This is a genomic window from Streptomyces sp. NPDC048361 (genome assembly GCF_040651795.1).
Lineage (GTDB): Bacteria > Actinomycetota > Actinomycetes > Streptomycetales > Streptomycetaceae > Streptomyces.
This window is the reverse complement of sequence record NZ_JBEZKW010000026.1, coordinates 1-16,617: the sequence shown is the minus strand read 5'-3', so window position 1 is coordinate 16,617 and position 16,617 is coordinate 1. Positions and strand designations below refer to the sequence as shown.

The 16,617-nt window shown below is 70.2% G+C and carries 12 protein-coding genes; 9 read left to right on the top strand and 3 right to left on the bottom strand.

Features of this window, described 5'->3' with window-relative positions; genetic code table 11:
- Nucleotides 1–16 precede the first annotated feature (16 nt).
- Nucleotides 17–3,991, bottom strand: a complete 3,975-nt coding sequence (gene eccCa / locus AB0D31_RS16980; RefSeq protein ID WP_362723107.1) for a type VII secretion protein EccCa — start codon at nucleotides 3,989–3,991, stop codon at nucleotides 17–19.
- 239 nt (nucleotides 3,992–4,230) lie between these two features.
- Between eccCa and eccD the strand changes: the two genes are divergently transcribed.
- The 6 genes from eccD to AB0D31_RS16950 all read left to right on the top strand — a co-directional run bounded on the left by eccD (nucleotide 4,231) and on the right by AB0D31_RS16950 (nucleotide 11,417).
- Nucleotides 4,231–5,730 carry a type VII secretion integral membrane protein EccD gene (gene eccD, locus AB0D31_RS16975; protein WP_362723104.1) on the top strand — a complete coding sequence of 500 codons (1,500 nt, stop codon included), beginning with the start codon at nucleotides 4,231–4,233 and terminating at the stop codon, nucleotides 5,728–5,730.
- Between the two features lie 206 nt (nucleotides 5,731–5,936).
- Nucleotides 5,937–6,227 (top strand): 30S ribosomal protein S15, encoded by a 291-nt coding sequence (gene rpsO / locus AB0D31_RS16970; protein ID WP_267056737.1) that lies wholly within the window; start codon nucleotides 5,937–5,939, stop codon nucleotides 6,225–6,227.
- A 324-nt stretch (nucleotides 6,228–6,551) separates the two neighbouring features.
- Entirely contained in the window at nucleotides 6,552–8,771 is a 2,220-nt protein-coding gene (locus AB0D31_RS16965) for a polyribonucleotide nucleotidyltransferase (protein WP_362723276.1), read from the top strand.
- Entirely contained in the window at nucleotides 8,768–10,147 is a 1,380-nt protein-coding gene (locus AB0D31_RS16960; protein WP_362723101.1) for a pitrilysin family protein, read from the top strand. Before AB0D31_RS16965 ends, AB0D31_RS16960 begins: the two co-directional genes overlap by 4 nt.
- Nucleotides 10,148–10,194: 47 nt before the next feature.
- Nucleotides 10,195–10,947 (top strand): 4-hydroxy-tetrahydrodipicolinate reductase, encoded by a 753-nt coding sequence (gene dapB / locus AB0D31_RS16955; RefSeq protein ID WP_362723098.1) that lies wholly within the window; start codon nucleotides 10,195–10,197, stop codon nucleotides 10,945–10,947.
- A 17-nt stretch (nucleotides 10,948–10,964) separates the two neighbouring features.
- Nucleotides 10,965–11,417 (top strand): hypothetical protein, encoded by a 453-nt coding sequence (locus AB0D31_RS16950; protein WP_362723096.1) that lies wholly within the window; start codon nucleotides 10,965–10,967, stop codon nucleotides 11,415–11,417.
- A 94-nt stretch (nucleotides 11,418–11,511) separates the two neighbouring features.
- On the opposite strand, the gene AB0D31_RS16945 is transcribed toward AB0D31_RS16950, so the two are convergent.
- Together AB0D31_RS16945 and AB0D31_RS16940 are read right to left on the bottom strand one after the other, a co-directional pair.
- On the bottom strand, nucleotides 11,512–12,072 hold the full coding sequence (locus AB0D31_RS16945) for a hypothetical protein (protein WP_362723093.1): 561 nt from the start codon (nucleotides 12,070–12,072) through the stop codon (nucleotides 11,512–11,514).
- Nucleotides 12,073–12,208: 136 nt separating this feature from the next.
- The gene (locus tag AB0D31_RS16940; RefSeq protein ID WP_362723090.1) at nucleotides 12,209–12,448 is read right to left on the bottom strand and encodes a hypothetical protein; all 240 of its coding nucleotides are present in this window, start codon (nucleotides 12,446–12,448) and stop codon (nucleotides 12,209–12,211) included.
- A 199-nt stretch (nucleotides 12,449–12,647) separates the two neighbouring features.
- Here AB0D31_RS16940 and thyX point away from each other — a divergent pair, with 199 nt between their 5' ends.
- From thyX to AB0D31_RS16925, 3 genes are all read left to right on the top strand, one after another.
- Nucleotides 12,648–13,388 (top strand): FAD-dependent thymidylate synthase, encoded by a 741-nt coding sequence (gene thyX, locus AB0D31_RS16935; RefSeq protein WP_362723087.1) that lies wholly within the window; start codon nucleotides 12,648–12,650, stop codon nucleotides 13,386–13,388.
- Between the two features lie 222 nt (nucleotides 13,389–13,610).
- Nucleotides 13,611–14,510 (top strand): 4-hydroxy-tetrahydrodipicolinate synthase, encoded by a 900-nt coding sequence (gene dapA, locus AB0D31_RS16930; RefSeq protein ID WP_362723084.1) that lies wholly within the window; start codon nucleotides 13,611–13,613, stop codon nucleotides 14,508–14,510.
- Between the two features lie 126 nt (nucleotides 14,511–14,636).
- The gene (locus tag AB0D31_RS16925) at nucleotides 14,637–16,322 is read left to right on the top strand and encodes a ribonuclease J (RefSeq protein WP_362723081.1); all 1,686 of its coding nucleotides are present in this window, start codon (nucleotides 14,637–14,639) and stop codon (nucleotides 16,320–16,322) included.
- The last annotated feature ends 295 nt before the right edge of the window (nucleotides 16,323–16,617 follow it).

The window sequence follows — 16,617 nt, the reverse complement described above, 5'->3', positions numbered from 1 at the left end:
GCCTCTGGGGGCCCGGTCAGCTCCCGTCCTCCATCAGCCCCGTCTGCACCAGCGGCTTGCCCCGCTTGCGGGAGACGAAGGTGCCGCGGCCCGTCGGCATCGGGCGGGGGCGGACGCCCGAGAGGATGTCACCCTCGCCGGGGTCACCGGCCAGGACCACGCCCTGCGCGCCCAGCTCCTTCATGCGCTGGATGAACGGCTCGTAAGCGGCGCGGCCCGCGCCCGCCGTGGAGCGGGCGATGATGAAGCGGACCCCCACGTCACGCGCGAACGGCAGCAGCTCGGTGAGCTTGCCCAGCGGGTTGCCGCTGGACGTCGACACCAGGTCGTAGTCGTCGACGACGACGTACACCGTGGGCCCGCGCCACCAACTGCGGTCGCGCAACTGCTGCGCGGTCACGTCCGCGCTGGGCGCGCGGCGCCGCATCAGGTCGGCCAGGGCGTCCATGTGGTGGTCCATGGCGTTCGACATGGGGATGTACTCGGCCAGGTGGGACGGCGGCGTCACATCGAGCAGGGCGCGCCGGTTGTCCACCACGAACAGCTTGCACGCGTCCCCCTCGTACCGCCGCGTGAGCTGGGTGATCAGGAGGCGCAGCAGGTTCGACTTGCCGGACTCGCCCTCGCCGAAAACGAGGAAGAACGGGTCCTGCTCGAAGTCGACGAACACCGGCTCCAGGTTGTTCTCGTCGAGCGCGAACGCGATGCCGCGCTCCGGCGATGCGTGACCGGGCGGCAGCTGCGCCGCGGGCAGTTCGCGCGGCAGGAGGCGCACCGCGGGCGCGCCCGGGGCGGTCCAGTGCCGGGTGACCTCGGTGGCCAGTGCGCGCGTCGCCTCGGCGATGTCGGTGTCGGACTGGAGGCCGTCGATGCGCGGCACCGCCGCCATGAAGTGCATCTTCTGCGGGGACTGGCCGCGGCCCGGCACCCCCATGGGCACGTTGGCCGCGACCTTGCGGTCGAACTCGGAGTCCATGGTGTCACCGAGCCGCAGTTCGAGCCGGTTCACCAGGTGGTCCTTGAGGTTGGCCCTGACCTCCATGGAACGCGACGCCGTCACCACCAGGTGGACGCCGTAGCCGAGGCCGCGGGCCGCGATGTCCAGGACGACCTGCTCCAGGCCCTCGTACTCGGTACGGAAGTTGCCCCAGCCGTCGATGACGAGGAACACATCGCCCCACGGCTGGTCGGTGAGCGAGATGGTGCCGCGGGCCCGCCGGGAGCGGAAGTCGGCGATCGAGGCGATGCCGGCGGAGCGGAAGTACTCCTCGCGGCGGGTCAGCACGCCGTACACCTCGGCCACCGTGCGCCGCACCCGCTCGGGGTCGAGGCGGGAGGCGACGCCGCCGACGTGCGGGAGCCCGGCGACCGCGGACATGCCGCCGCCACCGAAGTCGAGCCCGTAGAACTGCACTTCCTGCGGCGTGTGGGTGAGGGCGAACGACGCGATCAGGGTCCGCACCAGCGTCGACTTGCCCGACTGCGGTCCGCCCAGGATCTGCAGATGACCGGCCGCGCCCGAGAAGTCGCACCACAGCGGGTCGCGGCGCTGCTCGAACGGCTTGTCGACCAGGCCGACCGGCACCACCAGACGCCCCGCGCCCTCGTAGCCGGGCTGGGTCAGTCCGCGCCCCGGCACGGGAGCCAGGCCCGGCAGCAGCGAGTCGAGCGCCGGCGGGCTGTCCAGCGGCGGCAGCCACACCTGGTGGGCGGCCGGCCCGCGCGCTTCGAGGCGGCGCACGATGACGTCGAGCACGGTGTCGGCGAGCGCGTCGTCGGTGCGCGGCCCGCTCTCGCCGCGCGGCCCCGGCACGGTCGGCGGCGCGTACGTCACCGGCACTTCGGCGGCGGTGAACAGCACCGGACGCCGGTCCACGGGCACCGGGCCGCCGAGCGCGGCGGAGCGGTCCGCGCCCGTGCGGTACACACCGGAGACGTACGCCGCCTTGAAGCGGGTCATCTCGTCGGTGCCGAACTTCAGATAGCCGGAGCCGGGCACGCTCGGCAGGTGGTAGGCGTCGGGGACACCGAGCGCGGCGCGCGACTCGGCGGCCGAGAAGGTACGCAGACCGATCCGGTAGGAGAGATACGTCTCCAGGCCACGCAGCCTGCCCTCCTCCAGCCGCTGCGACGCGAGCAGCAGATGGACGCCGAGCGAGCGGCCGATGCGGCCGATCTGCACGAACATCTCGATGAAGTCGGGCTTGGCGGTGAGCAGTTCACTGAACTCGTCGATGACGAGGACCAGCGACGGCACCGGCTGGAGCGGGGCGCCGGCGACCCGGGCCCGCTCGTAGTCGTGGATGTTGGCGTAGTTGCCGGCGTCGCGCAGCATCTCCTGGCGGCGGTTGAGCTCGCCGCGGATGGAGTCGCCCATGCGGTCGACGAGAGTGAGGTCGTCGGCGAGGTTGGTGATGACCGCCGCGACATGCGGCATCTGCGCCATGCCGGCGAAGGTCGCACCGCCCTTGAAGTCGGCGAGGACGAAGTTGAGGGTCTCCGAGGAGTGCGTCACCGCGAGGCCGAGAACCAGCGTGCGCAGCAGCTCCGACTTGCCGGAACCGGTCGCGCCGACGCACAGACCGTGCGGGCCCATGCCGTCCTGCGCGGCCTCCTTCAGGTCGAGCATGACAGGCCGCCCGTCCTCACCCACACCGATGGGCACCCGCAGCCGCTCCGACGCCGAGCGCGGCCGCCAGGTGCGAGCGGTGTCCACCGAGTCCGCGTCGCCCAGGTTCAGCAGATCGGTGAACTCCAGGTTGGCGAGGAGCGGTTCGTCGTCGTCGCCACCGGACGCCATGCGCAGCGGGGCCAGCTGACGGGCCAGCGCGTCGGCCGACTCGTACGACAGCAGGTCGGGGGTTCCTTCGTATACGAGGCCGTGGCCTGACTCCAGACGCAGGGTGCGCGGGTGCACGACGACGGCCAGATCGCCACGGGCGCCGGTGAGCTCACCGGGGACGACCTCGACGACGGTGACGCCCTGCAGGCCCTCCGCCGAGGCGAGCACCGACATCGGAGGAGGCGACACCCCGTCGAGGACGACGACGATGTGCGGCTGCTCCGGCAGCGGCGCGCCCTCCGGGTGGAAGCGGGGCCGGCCGGTGAGGCGGGCCGCGAGGAGTTCTTCGAGTTCGGCGGCGCTGCGGCTGATCAGCCGCCTGCTGCCCGCACCGTCGGTCAGAGCCGGCGCCTGGGTGTGCGGAAGCCACTTCGTCCACTCCCAGTGCGCCGACGCCGACGCCGAAGCGGCGACCGCGATCACCAGATCCTCGGGGGAGTGCAGCGCGGCGAGCGAGGCGGTCAGGGCGCGGGCCGAGGCGCGTACCGTCTGCGCCTCCCCACTGACCGTCATGTGGTAGAAGGCGCGCAGCGACACCGCCATCGGCAGGTCCTCGACCGTCTGATGCGTGGCCAGGAACCGCTGCATGGCGCCCGCCGTCAGCGGCTCCAACTGGTCGACCGGCGCGGTCTGCGGCGGTACGAGCGCGGTCGCCAGCGTCTGCGGCCCCAGCCCCACGCGGACCTGCCCGAAGTCCTCGTCGCCCGCCCGGCGCTCCCACACCCGGCTGCCCTCGGCGACCAGCGCCCACAGCTGCTCCGGCGAGGGATGCAGGTAGTACTGCGCGTCCCGCTGCTTGTGCGCGGCCTGCGCCGCCGCACGCCGCGTCTGGCCGAGATAGCGCAGATAGTCGCGGCGCATGTCCGCCAGCTGTCCCTGCGAACCCTTGCGGTAGCGGATGATCATCGCCACCGACATCGCCACCGTCGAGGCCACCATCACCACGCCCATGATCTTCATGAACGGCTGGCTGTTCGGCATGAAGAAGAACACCACGGAGCCCCCCATGCCCAGCATGGGCAGGAGTTGCATCAGCGCACCCTCCTGCTGTCCGCGTGGCAGCTCCGGCGGAGACTGGAGGACGACCTCCTCCGTCGGCACCTCGGAAGGCAGCGCCCGTGGCGGCCGCTTGACGATGATGTGACTCACAACGCACCAATTCCCTTGGCAGTCGTAGAAGTTCAGCTCGCCGCCCCGTGTCCGGCGAACGCCGACCGCTCCGGGATCCTACTGACATCCGATGTGACCGGCTGGCGATAGGGTGCCGTCCGGGGCGACAGCACCCGCGAACCGAGCGGCCAAACCGGGCAATTGACACCGGGGGCCCGGGGTCGGGGGAGCGTACGCATCGCAAACGCAAGCGCACACGACAGCAGGGGGAGCCGAGGGTGAGCACGACGACCACCGCGACGACGGCCGCCGAGCCGAACCGGCCGGCCCAGGCGACCGGGACGGGACTCGGCTTCTGCCGGGTCACGATCGTCGCGCCGGACGGCCGCATCGACGTGGCCCTGCCCGACGACATCCCCGTCGCCGACATCTACCCGGAGATCCTGCGGCTCGCCCAGCAGAGCCCCGCCGAAGGCGCTCCCGTCGGCTACTCCCTCGTACGCCGCGACGGCACCGTCCTCGACAGCGCCCGCTCGTTCGCCGCCCAGTCGATCCTCGACGGCGAACTGCTCACCCTGCGCCCGTTCTCCCAATCGCTGCCCCCCGCGGTCTTCGACGACGTCTCCGAGGCGGTCGCCTCAGCGGTCACCCGGGACCGCACCCTGTGGAACAGCGACCTGACCCGCGCCGCCGGACTCATCGCCGGCGGGGTCCTGCCCGCGCTGCTCGCCTTCGCGGCCTGGAGCGGCGACCCGCTCCACGACATGCACGGGTTGCCCGGCATCCTCGCCGCCGTCGCCGGCGTGCTCCTGCTCACGCTCGCCGCCGTCCGCGCCCGCATCTACGACGACCAGCTCTCCGCCGTCGCCCTCGGCCTCGGCTCGCTGCCCAACATCGCCGTGGCCGGCTCCGGGCTCCTGCCGCTCACCGCGCACCACGGCATCGGCCGGCTCCAGATGCTGCTCGCCTGTGCCGCCGTCCTCATCGCGTCGCTCGTCCTCACCCTGCTCTCGCCCCGCGGCGACGGGCCCTTCGTCGCGTTCGTCCTCGCCTCCGCGGTCGGCGCGCTCGTCGTGTTCGCGGCGATCCTCACCGACATGACGCCCACCGAGACCGCCGCGGTCGCCGCCCAGCTCGCCGTCGGCGCGCTCGCCTTCCTGCCCGGGCTCTCCATGCGCTTCGCCCGGCTGCCCATCGGCTTCGACGCACCCCACGGCTCCCAGCGCGACGCCGACGACGACGCCGCAGCGCAGCCCGTCGACGCCGAGCGCATCGCGGCCCAGGCCCGGCGCGGCCACGAACTGCTCGTCGGCCTCGTCGGCGGCTGTGCCGTCCTCGCCGTCACGGGCGCCGCGGTCCTCGGCTTCAGCGACGACACCTGGGGCCGGCTGCTCGCCCTGGCCACCGGCATCGCCCTGCTGATGCGCGCCCACCTCTTCCGCTACACCGCGCAGGTCGCCGCCACCCTCGCCGCCGGCCTCGGCGCCCTGGTCCTGCTCGGCCTCGGCCTGTGCGTCAACGCGCCGCGCGACCTCATGCAGGACGCGCTCAAGGGCGACACCGCGGGCCTCGACATCCACACGCTGTGGCTGGTCGCCGCGATCGCCGCCGCCGCGGCGCTGGTCACCGCCATCGCGCTGATCGTGCCGAACCGCGGCGTCACCCCGTTCTGGGGCCGCTTCCTGGAGATCGCCGAAGGCTTCGTCCTGCTCACCCTGCTGCCGCTGACCCTGGCCGTCTTCGACGTGTACGCCCGGGCCCGCGCCCTGACCAGCTGACCGGCGCCGCCGCCCCCACCCCGCACCGGCCTCGGGTCAACCACCACCCGGGGTGCTGGTACGCTGTGTGACGGCCGTTTGTGTACGCGTTTCCGGAGCATCTGGAAGCTGCGCTCATCGGACCCTCGCCCGCGAGTCACGGAAGCTCCCCAGAGATCAAGACCTGGGGCACTCGTGGGCGCATCGAACCATACTGAGGAGTAAGCGTGCCGCTCGACGCCGCTACGAAGAAGCAGATCATGTCCGAGTTCGGCCAGAAGGAGGGCGACACCGGCTCCCCCGAGGTCCAGGTCGCCATGCTCTCGCGCCGCATCTCCGACCTGACGGAGCACCTCAAGACGCACAAGCACGACCACCACTCCCGTCGTGGCCTGCTGATCCTCGTCGGCCAGCGCCGTCGCCTTCTGCAGTACCTGGCCAAGAAGGACATCCAGCGCTTCCGTGCGCTGGTCGACCGCCTGGGCATCCGCCGCGGTGCGGCCGGTGGCGCCAAGTAAGCATGCTGTCGAGGGAGCGGTTCCCACCTATTAGGGGGCCGCTCCCTTTGCTGTACATGCGCGACGTGCCGAACGCTCAGTAGTCTGGGTACGCACAACAGAACAAGCAGCACCGAAGACGCTTCACCGCGACGAGCGAGCAGAAGCCCTCCTCCGCCGCCGGTCCTCGGTAGTGGCCCCCGGACCGCAAGGCACCCCGGGCGCTTCGATCGAAGACCGGCCCGCCCCCAGGAGCGCTTCTCCGCCGTCGACCACCGTCCCCGAGCCACACGGGCAGGGGGACGAAAAGACGACAATGCAGCCAAGCAAATGGAGAAGACACTAGTGGAGAACGAGACCCACTACGCCGAGGCCGTCATCGACAACGGTTCCTTCGGCACCCGCACCATCCGCTTCGAGACGGGCCGCCTCGCCAAGCAGGCCGCCGGCTCCGCCGTGGCGTACCTGGACGACGACACCATGGTCCTCTCGGCGACCACCGCGTCCAAGAAGCCCAAGGACCAGCTCGACTTCTTCCCCCTCACGGTGGACGTCGAGGAGCGGCAGTACGCGGCCGGCAAGATCCCCGGCTCCTTCTTCCGCCGCGAGGGCCGGCCCTCCGAGGACGCGATCCTCACCTGCCGCCTCATCGACCGCCCGCTGCGTCCGTCCTTCAAGAAGGGCCTGCGCAACGAGATCCAGGTCGTCGCGACGATCATGGCGCTCAACCCCGACCACCTGTACGACGTCGTCGCGATCAACGCCGCGTCCGCGTCCACCCAGCTGGCCGGCCTGCCCTTCTCCGGCCCGATCGGCGGCGTCCGCGTCGCACTGATCAACGGCCAGTGGGTCGCCTTCCCGACGCACACCGAGCTCGAGGACGCCGTCTTCGACATGGTCGTCGCCGGTCGCGCCCTCGAGGACGGCGACGTCGCGATCATGATGGTCGAGGCCGAGGCCACCGAGAAGACCATCCAGCTCGTCAAGGGCGGCGCCGAGGCGCCCACCGAAGAGGTCGTCGCCTCCGGTCTGGACGCCGCGAAGCCCTTCATCAAGGTCCTCTGCAAGGCCCAGGCCGACCTCGCCGCCAAGGCCGCGAAGCCGACCGGTGAGTTCCCCGTCTTCCTCGACTACCAGGACGACGTCCTGGAGGCGCTCACCGCCGCGGTCAAGGGCGAGCTCGCGCAGGCGCTCACCATCGCCGGCAAGCAGGACCGCGAGGCCGAGCTGGACCGCGTCAAGGAGATCGCCGCCGACAAGCTGCTCCCGCAGTTCGAAGGCCGCGAGAAGGAGATCTCCGCCGCGTACCGCGCGCTGACCAAGAAGCTGGTCCGCGAGCGCGTCATCAAGGACAAGGTCCGCATCGACGGCCGCGGCATCACGGACATCCGTACGCTCGCCGCCGAGGTCGAGGCCATCCCGCGCGTGCACGGCTCGGCGCTGTTCGAGCGTGGCGAGACCCAGATCCTGGGCGTCACCACCCTCAACATGCTCCGCATGGAGCAGCAGCTGGACACCCTCTCCCCGGTGACCCGCAAGCGCTACATGCACAACTACAACTTCCCGCCGTACTCGGTCGGCGAGACCGGCCGCGTGGGCTCGCCCAAGCGCCGCGAGATCGGCCACGGCGCGCTCGCCGAGCGCGCCATCGTGCCGGTCCTTCCGACGCGCGAGGAGTTCCCCTACGCGATCCGTCAGGTGTCCGAGGCCCTCGGCTCCAACGGCTCGACGTCCATGGGCTCGGTCTGCGCCTCCACCATGTCGCTCCTGAACGCCGGTGTGCCGCTCAAGGCCCCCGTCGCCGGTATCGCCATGGGCCTGATCTCGCAGGAGATCGACGGCAAGACGCACTACGTCGCCCTCACCGACATCCTCGGTGCCGAGGACGCGTTCGGTGACATGGACTTCAAGGTCGCCGGCACCAAGGAGTTCGTCACCGCGCTCCAGCTCGACACCAAGCTCGACGGCATCCCGGCCTCCGTCCTGGCTGCCGCCCTCAAGCAGGCCCGCGACGCCCGCCTCCACATCCTCGACGTGATGATGGAAGCGATCGACACGCCGGACGAGATGTCCCCCAACGCCCCGCGGATCATCACCGTCAAGATCCCCGTGGACAAGATCGGCGAGGTCATCGGCCCCAAGGGCAAGATGATCAACCAGATCCAGGAGGACACCGGCGCCGAGATCACGATCGAGGACGACGGCACCATCTACATCGGTGCCCAGGTCGGCTCGCAGGCCGAGGCCGCCCGCGCCACGATCAACTCGATCGCCAACCCGACGATGCCCGAGGTCGGCGAGCGCTACCTGGGTACGGTCGTCAAGACCACCACCTTCGGTGCGTTCGTGTCCCTGATGCCCGGCAAGGACGGTCTGCTGCACATCTCGCAGATCCGTAAGCTCGCCGGCGGCAAGCGCGTCGAGAACGTCGAGGACGTGCTCGGCGTGGGCGCCAAGGTCCAGGTCGAGATCGCCGAGATCGACTCCCGCGGCAAGCTTTCCCTGGTCCCCGTGATCGAGGGCGAGACGGCCGACGAGGCTGACAAGGACGACGCGGCCAAGTGACGTCCCGTAGTTCCGCGACGACGGCCCGCCCCTCTTCGGAGGGGCGGGCCGTCGCCCGTACCCAAACGCTTCTGAAGGGTCAGGGCGGCATCGGCACCGTCCGCCGTACGACCCTCCCCGGCGGCCTGCGGGTCGTCACCGAAACCCTCCCCTCCGTACGGTCGGCGACCTTCGGCATCTGGGTCCAGGTGGGTTCGCGTGACGAGACGCCGACGTTGAACGGGGCCACCCACTACCTCGAACACCTCCTCTTCAAGGGCACCCGCAAGCGCAGCGCCCTCGACATCTCCTCCGCCCTGGACGCGGTCGGCGGCGAGATGAACGCCTTCACGGCGAAGGAGTACACCTGCTACTACGCGCGGGTCCTCGACACCGATCTGCCGCTGGCGATCGACGTCGTGTGCGACATGCTCACCGACTCGCTGATCCTCGCCGAGGACATCGACGCCGAACGCGGCGTCATCCTCGAAGAGATCGCGATGACCGAGGACGACCCGGGCGACTGCGTGCACGACCTGTTCGCGCACACCATGCTCGGTGACACCCCCCTCGGCCGCCCCGTCCTCGGCACCGTCGACACCATCAACGCGCTCACCCAGGCGCAGATCTCGCGCTTCTACAAGAAGCACTACGATCCGCGCCACCTGGTCGTGGCGGCCGCCGGAAACGTCGACCACGCCACCGTCGTACGCCAGGTCCGCAAGGCCTTCGAGAAGGCCGGCGCGCTGTCCCGTACGGACGCCGTCCCCCTCGCCCCGCGCAGCGGCTCCCGCACCCTGAAGGCCGCCGGCCGCCTGGAGCACCTGAACCGCCGCACGGAACAGGCCCACGTCGTCCTCGGCATGCCGGGCCTCGCCCGCACCGACGAGCGCCGCTGGGCGCTCGGCGTCCTCAACACGGCGCTCGGCGGCGGCATGTCGTCCCGGCTCTTCCAGGAAGTCCGCGAGAAGCGCGGCCTGGCCTACAGCGTGTACTCCTACACCTCGGGCTTCGCCGACTGCGGACTGTTCGGCGTGTACGCGGGCTGCCGCCCGAGCCAGGTCCACGACGTCCTGAAGATCTGCCGCGACGAACTCGACCGCGTCGCGAACGAAGGACTCCCGGACGACGAGATCGCCCGCGCTGTCGGCCAGCTCTCCGGCTCCACCGTCCTCGGCCTCGAAGACACCGGGGCGCTGATGAACCGCATCGGCAAGAGCGAACTGTGCTGGGGCGAGCAGATGTCGGTCGACGACATGCTGGCCCGGATAGCCGAAGTCACCCCGGACGACATCCGCGCGGTGGCCCGTGATGTCCTGGGTCAGCGTCCCTCGCTGTCCGTCATCGGCCCGCTGAAGGACAAGCAGGCCGACCGCCTCCACGAAGCGGTCGCCTAACCCCTGTCGCGTGACCCCGGTCGCGCACCCCTGAAGGAAGCAAGCGAATGAGCAAGCTGCGCGTGGCGGTCCTCGGTGCCAAGGGCCGGATCGGCTCCGAAGCGGTACGGGCCGTTCAGGCCGCCGAGGACATGGAACTGGTCGCGGCCCTCGGCCGCGGCGACGACCTGGAGACGCTCGCGGGGAGCGGCGCCCAGGTCGCCGTCGAACTGACCACCCCCGCCTCGGTGATGGACAACCTGGAGTTCTGTGTACGCCACGGAATCCACGCCGTCGTCGGCACCACGGGCTGGACCGAGGACCGCCTCGCGCGGCTGAACACCTGGCTGGACGGTTCCCCGTCCACCGGTGTGCTCATCGCGCCGAACTTCTCCATCGGCGCCGTCCTGACCATGAAGTTCGCCCAGCTCGCGGCGCCCTACTTCGAGTCGGTCGAGGTCATCGAGCTGCACCACCCCAACAAGGTCGACGCCCCCTCCGGCACCGCCACGCGCACCGCCCAGCTCATCGCGGCGGCCCGCGCCGAAGCCGGGGTCGGCCCCGCGCCGGACGCCACCACCACGGCGCTCGACGGCGCCCGCGGCGCCGACGTGGACGGCGTCCCCGTGCACGCGGTACGCCTGCGCGGCCTTCTGGCCCACCAGGAAGTACTGCTCGGCGCGGAGGGCGAGACCCTCACCGTGCGCCACGACTCCCTCCACCACAGCAGCTTCATGCCGGGCATCCTGCTCGGCGCCCGCCGCGTGGTGACCACCCCGGGCCTCACCTTCGGCCTGGAACACTTCCTCGACCTCAACTGAGCGGCACCGTCGGCCTCATGCGCGCGAAAATCACCTATGTCATCACGGCCGCCGTCCTGGTCTTCTACTTCGTCCTGGCCGGCAGCCGTGGCGTGTGGCTCCTCGAAGAGGGCACCTGGATCACCGTCACGCTGGGCGTGGCCGTACTGATCCTGCCGCTCGTCGGCATCTGGTTCCTGTGGGCCAACACCCGCTTCGTGACCAAGGCCAACAAGCTGGCCGTCGTCCTCGAAGCCGAAGGCGGCCTGCCCGTCGACGAGTTGGTCCGCACGTCGGGCGGCCGCATCGACCGGGACTCCGCCGACGCCGTCTTCGCCCGGCGCAAGGCCGAGACGGAGGACGCGCCCGACGACTGGCGCTGCTGGTTCCGCCTCGCCGTCGCCTACCAGGACGCCCGCGACACCCCCCGGGCCCGCAAGGCGATGCAGCGCGCGATCGCGCTGCACGACAGGAAACCGGCCGAGGTCTAGGTTTTCTTCTGGTCGGGCCAGACCCCGCGAGCCCGGCCCGGTCCACCCGAGAGGCCCCAGGGGCCGGGCCCGGCTGGGGTTCAGCGGCCCGCGGTCAGCCGCGCCGGTACTCGTCGGCCCATGCCTCCACCAGGTCCGCGGCCCGGTCGAAGGCCTCGCCGCGTCCCAGGAAGTCCGCGTTGTGGTCGGTGAGCAGAGGCGCGAGCGGCTCGGCGCCGGGCCGCTCGGCGATCAGGGCCTGGCCCTGGACGGTCCGCGGAAGACCAAGCCAGCGCACCGGCTGCTGAACGGTGTGCACGGCGCCGATCCGCGGCCACGCCACCGTAGTGGTGGAGAAGAAGGCGACCCGGCGCAGCCCGGCCTCGCTGACCCACACCCCGACCCGCAGCAGCCGCAGCGACGACGCGATCACGAGAACGGCGACGCCGAGAACGGCGAGCGCCCCCGCCGGTTCCCTGGCGGCGGCGATGATCACGGCGGCGAACAGCACGAACGAGGCGAGCAGCAGCAGCATGGCTCCGGCGGCGACCCGCCACGGGCCCGGCCGGTAGGGCCGCCGCCAGCGATCGCGGTCGTCGAAGGGCAGCGCGACCTCGTCGGAGTACTCACCGGGTGCGTCGACTGCGCGGTCGGCCGTCAGGAAGGGCAGGGGCACGACTGATCCTCACTCACAAGCACGCTCGATTGGGCTGTGCGGGGTGAGGCTACCCAGCAGGTCTCCGTGCGGCCACCTCCGGGGGTCCGGGCGCGCGTCGGCGCGTTGAGCCCGGTCAGCGCCGGTCGGGCGCCGGTCAGCGCCCCTGCGAGGCCTCCGACTGCTGACTGTGCCCGGGGGACTGAGGGCTCTCCATCGCCGGCAGCCCGAAGAGCAGCCCACCGGTGAGCCCGGCTATGACGGTCAGGCCGACGAGGGTCCTGCCAAGGAGCTGACCTGCGCTCGCGCGCTGGCGCGGCGGCGGCTCGACGTTGCTGCGGTAGCGGTCGGCCTCGGCGACGAATGCGAACGGAACGGGCTCACGCCGGCGGAACATGGGGGCACATCTCCTGGGAAACTCGAGGGGCTGTCGAACTGGTTGCTGCCTACTGGTACAGACGCACGGCAGTGCCGATTGGTGCCCGAATTCCCCGAATTGGCCGAAGAATGTGATGACGAACCGTCAGGGACGGAGTTGTCAGTGCCGGCCCGTAGAGTGGGCGCCGCCCGAGCGACGCAATTGGAAGGACCCGCCGGTGACCGACACCCCCGCCCCTGACCTCAAGCCCAGCTTCCGCAGCGATGTCACCGTAGATCTGGTGAAGCACGCGGCGTCCGACTCGGACGTGCTGTGGGCGGCCCGGGTCTCGACGGCCGGCGAGCAGTCCCTCGAAGAGCTCCAGAAGGACCCCGAGCGCTCCAAGGGCCTCATCAACTACCTGATGCGGGACCGGCACGGCAGCCCCTTCGAGCACAACTCGATGACGTTCTTCATCAGCGCCCCGATCTTCGTCTTCCGCGAGTTCATGCGCCACCGCGTCGGCTGGTCCTACAACGAGGAATCGGGCCGGTACAGGGAGCTCCAGCCGGTCTTCTACATCCCGGGCACCGACCGCAAGCTGGTCCAGCAGGGCCGCCCCGGCAAGTACGAGTTCGTCGACGGCTCGGCGGAGCAGCAGGAGCTGACCGCCCGCGTCATGGAGGACTCCTACCGGCGCTCCTACGAGGCGTACCAGGAGATGCTGGCGGCCGGCGTCGCCCGCGAAGTCGCCCGCGCCACGCTCCCGGTCGGCCTCTTCTCCTCGATGTACGCGACGTGCAACGCGCGCTCGCTGATGCACTTCCTCGGCCTGCGCACCCAGCACGAGCTGGCGAAGGTGCCGTCCTTCCCGCAGCGGGAGATCGAGATGGTCGGCGAGAAGATGGAGCGGGAGTGGGCCCGGCTGATGCCGCTCACCCACGCGGCCTTCAACGCCAACGGCCGGGTGGCCCCGTAACCACCCCGCCCACGACAGGCCACGACGAGCGAGGACCCATACCGGCACAGATGTGCGGATACGCCGCGCAAAGTGTCCGTATTGCGGCGTTTCGTGAAGTTCATCTAGGCTGATCAAACGGACCCGGCACTGCTTGAACCCCCGAGCAGGCAGTGCCGGGCTCCCTCAGCCACCTGCCCCCGAGGGGGGACCCCGCCCTGAGCAACGAGTAGCGTGTTACCCATGGCTCCGATCTCCACTCCGCAGACCCCCTTCGGGCGGGTCCTCACCGCCATGATCACGCCCTTCACGGCGGACGGCGCACTCGACCTCGACGGCGCCCAGCGACTGGCCGCCCACCTGGTCGACGCAGGCAACGACGGACTCATCGTCAACGGCACCACCGGCGAGTCCCCGACCACCAGCGACGCGGAGAAAGACCAGCTCGTACGGGCCGTACTGGAAGCCGTCGGCGACCGGGCCCACGTCGTGGCCGGAATCGGAACCAACGACACCCGCCACACCCTCGACCTCGCCCGTACGGCCGAACGCTCCGGCGCACACGGCCTGCTCGCGGTGACCCCGTACTACAACAAGCCCTCCCAAGAGGGCCTGCTCCGGCACTTCTCGGCCATCGCCGACGCCACCGAGCTCCCTGTGATGCTCTACGACATCCCCGGCCGCAGCGGCGTCCCCATCGACACCGAGACCCTCGTCCGGCTCGCCGAGCACCCCAGGATCGTCGCCAACAAGGACGCCAAGGGCGACCTCGGCCGCGCCAGCTGGGCCATCGCCCGCTCCGGCCTCGCCTGGTACTCCGGCGACGACATGCTCAACCTGCCCCTGCTCTCGGTCGGCGCCTGCGGCTTCGTCTCCGTCGTCGGGCACCTGGTCACCCCCGAGCTGCGCGCACTGCTCCAGGCGTACCTGGCCGGCGACGTCGCCAAGGCCACCGAGATCCACCAGCGGCTGCTCCCCGTCTACACGGGCATGTTCCGCACCCAGGGCGTCATGACCACCAAGGCGGCCCTGGCCCTCAAGGGGCTGCCCGCCGGACCGCTCCGGCTTCCCATGGTCGAGCTCACGCCGGAAGAATCAAGCCAGCTGGCGCTCGATCTCGCAGCCGGCGGGGTACAGCTCTAACCACAGACTTCACAACTGAATACGCGCCGCACAAAAGCGCGAAAAACCCTACACAACAGCAAGTGCACGAATGACATACGCGCCACGTGCCCTCAGGTACGTGGCGCGTGTGGTGAGGAGAGTCTTTTGAGTCATCCGCATCCCGAACTCGGCACCCCGCCGAAGCTTCCCAAGAACGGCCTGCGCGTCACACCGCTCGGCGGTCTCGGCGAAATCGGCCGGAACATGACGGTCTTCGAGTTCAACGGCCGCCTGCTCATCGTCGACTGCGGCGTCCTCTTCCCCGAAGAGGAGCAGCCCGGCATCGATCTGATCCTTCCGGACTTCAGCTCGATCAGGGACCGCCTCGACGACATCGAGGGCATCGTCCTGACGCACGGCCACGAAGACCACATCGGCGGCGTGCCCTACCTGCTTCGCGAGAAGCCGGACATCCCGCTGATCGGCTCCAAGCTGACCCTCGCGCTGATCGAGGCCAAGCTCCAGGAGCACCGCATCCGCCCCTACACGCTGGAGGTCGTCGAAGGCGACCGAGAGCGCCTGGGCCCCTTCGACTGCGAGTTCATCGCGGTCAACCACTCCATCCCGGACGCCCTTGCGGTCGCCATCCGCACCCCCGCGGGCATGGCCGTCGCCACTGGCGACTTCAAGATGGACCAGCTGCCGCTGGACGGCCGGCTCACCGACCTCCACGCGTTCGCGCGACTGAGCGAGGAGGGCATCGACCTCCTCCTCTCGGACTCGACGAACGCCGAGGTTCCCGGCTTCGTGCCGCCGGAGCGGGACATCTCCAACGTCCTGCGCACCGTCTTCGCCAACGCCGACAAGCGGATCATCGTGGCGAGCTTCGCCAGCCACGTCCACCGCATCCAGCAGATCCTGGACGCCGCCCACGAGTACGGCCGCAGAGTCGCCTTCGTCGGCCGCTCGATGGTCCGCAACATGGGCATCGCACGCGACCTCGGTTACCTGAAGGTGCCGGCCGGCCTCGTCGTCGACGTCAAGACCCTCGACGACCTGCCGGACGACGAGGTCGTCCTGGTCTGCACGGGTTCGCAGGGCGAGCCGATGGCCGCACTGTCCCGCATGGCCAACCGCGACCACCAGATCCGGATCGTCCAGGGCGACACCGTGATCCTGGCGTCGTCGCTCATCCCCGGCAACGAGAACGCGGTCTACCGCGTCATCAACGGCCTGACCCGCTGGGGCGCCAACGTCGTCCACAAGGGCAACGCCAAGGTGCACGTCTCGGGCCACGCCTCGGCCGGCGAGCTGCTGTACTTCTACAACATCTGCAAGCCGAAGAACCTGATGCCGGTCCACGGCGAATGGCGTCACCTGCGGGCGAACGCGGAGCTCGGAGCCCTCACCGGCGTTCCGAAGAACCACATCGTCATCGCCGAGGACGGCGTGGTCGTCGACCTGGTCGACGGCACCGCGCGGATCGTCGGCAAGGTCCAGGCCGGCTACGTCTACGTCGACGGCCTCTCGGTCGGCGACGTCACCGAGTCCTCGCTCAAGGACCGCCGCATCCTCGGCGACGAGGGCATCATCTCGGTGTACGTGGTGGTGGACTCCACCAGCGGCAAGATCACCAGTGGTCCGCACATCCAGGCCCGCGGTTCCGGCATCGAGGACTCGGCGTTCGGACCGGTGGTCTCGAAGATCGAGGAAGCGTTCAACCGGTCCGCCCAGGACGGCGTCGTCGAGCCCCACCAGCTCCAGCAGCTGATCCGCCGCTCGGTCGGCAAGTGGGTCTCGGACACCTACCGCAGGCGTCCGATGATCCTCCCCGTGGTCGTCGAGGTCTGACCGTCGCGACAGCAGGTCCGGAGCGGGGCACCTCGATTTGCATCGGGGCGCCCCGCTCCAGTAGGTTTATGTCTCCGCCCACGGGGAACCCGCTACGGTCAAGCACCGCAGAGGACTTCACGACGGGGACGGAAATCCGGCTTCAGAATCTCTGATAAAGTCGGGCCCGCCGAAAGGGAAAACGCGAAAGCGAAGAACTCAAGGCGAACCCCAATTCGACGGGGAATCGGACACGAAAGAGTCTGATAGAGTCGGAAACACGAAATACCGAAGGGAAGCGCCCGGAGGAAAGCCC

Coding starts and splice junctions, on each gene's coding strand:
- dapB (WP_362723098.1), top strand. CDS start 10,195: ATGAGCAAGCTGCGCGTGGCGGTCCTCGGTGCCAAGGGCCGGATCGGC.
- AB0D31_RS16950 (WP_362723096.1), top strand. CDS start 10,965: ATGCGCGCGAAAATCACCTATGTCATCACGGCCGCCGTCCTGGTCTTC.
- AB0D31_RS16940 (WP_362723090.1), bottom strand. CDS start 12,448: ATGTTCCGCCGGCGTGAGCCCGTTCCGTTCGCATTCGTCGCCGAGGCC.
- dapA (WP_362723084.1), top strand. CDS start 13,611: ATGGCTCCGATCTCCACTCCGCAGACCCCCTTCGGGCGGGTCCTCACC.